Source organism: Novosphingobium clariflavum, assembly GCF_026420865.1.
Taxonomy (GTDB): Bacteria; Pseudomonadota; Alphaproteobacteria; order Sphingomonadales; family Sphingomonadaceae; genus Novosphingobium; species Novosphingobium clariflavum.
Window position 1 is genome coordinate 1 of the sequence record NZ_JAPCWC010000067.1, and the last position, 2323, is coordinate 2323.

Here is a 2323-nt window from a genome sequence, read left to right on the forward strand (position 1 = left end):
CCCACGGTCTCCATCGAGAAAAGCAGCCAGGATAGCCGGCACCAGTTCCGGGATTGGCACATCCGCGCCGTAGGCGGCGGCGTACATCTGCGCATAGTCCTGTAGGCTCTGATGGAGATCAGGGGTCACCATAACGGCCAGTTTCACCGGGGTTTTGTCAGGCAGCTTTGCCAGCTTGATCGTGGTCATCGGGTGTTCCCTCCTTTCCATGGCTCAAGAACAAGGTCCTGCCGCACAACCAGTCTGACCGGCGCCCCAGGCCGCACAGTGATCGTCGGCTGGATGTCGAGATTGCGCTGGGTGATCTGGTCGCCCGCTCGCGAAGCGCTGGTCTGCGCAGATTCCCGGATTGCCTGCACCAGATCGCTCTCGCCGTTGATCGATAGCTCCGTACCGACGCCAAGCAATGTCGCGATCGCCACACCTTTCAGCAGCCGCCCGGTGTGGTAGTCGACCTTGTCGACGAGACCCGCATATCCCGACGAGTCCGTCGCCGGCATGTTGTCGAGGCGCAGCGATGATCCATCGGGCATCACCAGTCGCTGCCATACGACGAGAGCCCGGCTCTGTCCGTAGGCGACGACACTGTCGTAATTCCCGATCAGCCGCGCGCCTTGCGGTATCAGCAGCACCTGCCCCGTCGCGCTGTCAAAGACGCTCTGCGTCACCTGAGCAACAACCATGCCGGGAACATCGGAATTGAGACCGGTGATCAGGCTGGCAGCTATGACACTGCCAGCCATCAGCACGTTCGGCGACGACGACCGGCTCACGCTATGGGGATTGATGTCCCCCTTCCCGTCGAACTTTTCGGCGAACTGGACCTTGCGATCCGTCGCGGACGGGTCCGGCGCAGGCGTACTGCCGCTACCGGTTGCCCCTAGCGCCGTTTGCGAAACGTCACTCATGGCCGATGTTGCCGAGCCAGGCCGAACCCCTTGGGCGAGCAACGCCGACTGGCGCGCGTTCTTGAGGTCGTCGGCACGCTTCTGCCGTTCCTGATCGATTGCAGCCCGATGCTGACTTTCGACTGCCAGATTTGCGCCCAGGTCCCGCTCCTGTGCCCGCAGGATCGGGCGCCCGAGATCACCGGGCAGTGGAGGCCCCAGCTTGGGCACATCGCCGTATCCCTTCGGCAAAGCGTTCAGCGCATCATTGGCGGCCTGTTTGCCGGGCTGGGATAGATCGCTTGGGCGCACCGTATGCCCCGTCAGCCGTGGGGACAACGCAAACCACGCGATGCCAAGAAGGGCGAAGGTGGCGGTGGCAGTGCCGCCGATAATCACCTCCTTTCTAAAACGCGTCGCGCGCGGAGGCCTGGCGCGAATGGCGAGCGTTTCTGGGTCGACCTTCTCGACCGGGCGCGCGGGAGCTTCCGCTGCAGACTCGTTTGCTGGTTGGCCATCCGGGTTCGGCTGTCGCAAGGGCTGAGCTCGTGCGCCGCCGTCCATTTCCTCGCTCATGACCGCCCCTTCCCCTTGCCGCCGCCACGCGTGATCCGCACGACCTGCTGCTTCCTGGTTCCGAGCCGCAGTTCGGCCACATCGAAGATCCGATCGACGACGTAGAACCGCCCGCGCATGCGATAATTGACCAGCTCCGCAGCACCGTCGGCGCCGATCAGGAAGAGCGGCGGCGCCTCATCGACGCCAATCGTCGCCGAAAACTCGATGAAAGTCTGGCGCCCGTCGTCGAACGCCCGCAGCGGCCGCCAGCTGGGCGCATCGCCAGTGATCTGATAGCCGAAGTACATCTGTTCAATGCCTAGCCCGGCAGCGATGGGCTTTGCCGCCTCCGCCGCCGCTTCCGCGCGCTTGACCGCGACCAGCTCATCGAGCGGATAGTTCCACGCCAGCGCCGCTATGCCGCCGGTCGGTCCGCTAGACAGCCGGAGATGATACGTCCGCTTGTCGGTGGTGATGACGAGATTGGTCGAGAGCCCTGTGCTGAAAGGCTTCACCAGAACATGCGTACGCTTGTCCTCGCCGCTTCCGCTCGTGGTATCGCCAATCACCCACCGGGCGGTGTCGCCCGCGGCGACCGCGATCAGCGCCTCGCCCGGTTGCAGGGCGATGTCGGTGATCATCCCGGGCTCAGTATAGACGTGGTAGATCGCCCCGTCCGACCAGAGGAACACCTGCCGGGCGTTGACCCACGAAGACGGCGAAGGTTCGATCGATCCACGCTGGGCGGGCGAAGCATTCGGGCTCGTCCTCACAGCATGGGTTGGCGGTAGTATCGGATGGGCGCCGACGGCAAAAGCCGCGGCAGTCAGGAGCAACGAGTTCATGGCAGGACCTCCTTGGATGTGAGGGGATCGGAA

General features: G+C 64.1%; 3 protein-coding genes. All 3 read right to left on the reverse strand.

Annotated elements, in window-relative coordinates; translation table 11 throughout:
- Window positions 1-189 (reverse strand): DUF2274 domain-containing protein (locus tag OKA11_RS24205; protein WP_267225151.1); only part of this gene is annotated, 189 nt, incomplete at its 3' end.
- Entirely contained in the window at window positions 186-1463 is a 1278-nt protein-coding gene (locus OKA11_RS24210; protein ID WP_267225153.1) for a TrbI/VirB10 family protein, read from the reverse strand. The genes OKA11_RS24205 and OKA11_RS24210, both read right to left, overlap by 4 nt.
- Window positions 1460-2290 carry a P-type conjugative transfer protein TrbG gene (trbG, locus tag OKA11_RS24215; protein ID WP_267225155.1) on the reverse strand — a complete coding sequence of 277 codons (831 nt, stop codon included), beginning with the start codon at window positions 2288-2290 and terminating at the stop codon, window positions 1460-1462. The genes OKA11_RS24210 and trbG overlap by 4 nt, the downstream gene beginning before the upstream one ends.
- Between the last annotated feature and the right edge of the window lie 33 nt (window positions 2291-2323).

Bases quoted from the DNA above. Each gene is read 5' to 3' on its own strand.
- OKA11_RS24210 (WP_267225153.1), bottom strand. From the start codon at position 1,463: ATGAGCGAGGAAATGGACGGCGGCGCACGAGCTCAGCCCTTGCGACAG.
- trbG (WP_267225155.1), bottom strand. From the start codon at position 2,290: ATGAACTCGTTGCTCCTGACTGCCGCGGCTTTTGCCGTCGGCGCCCAT.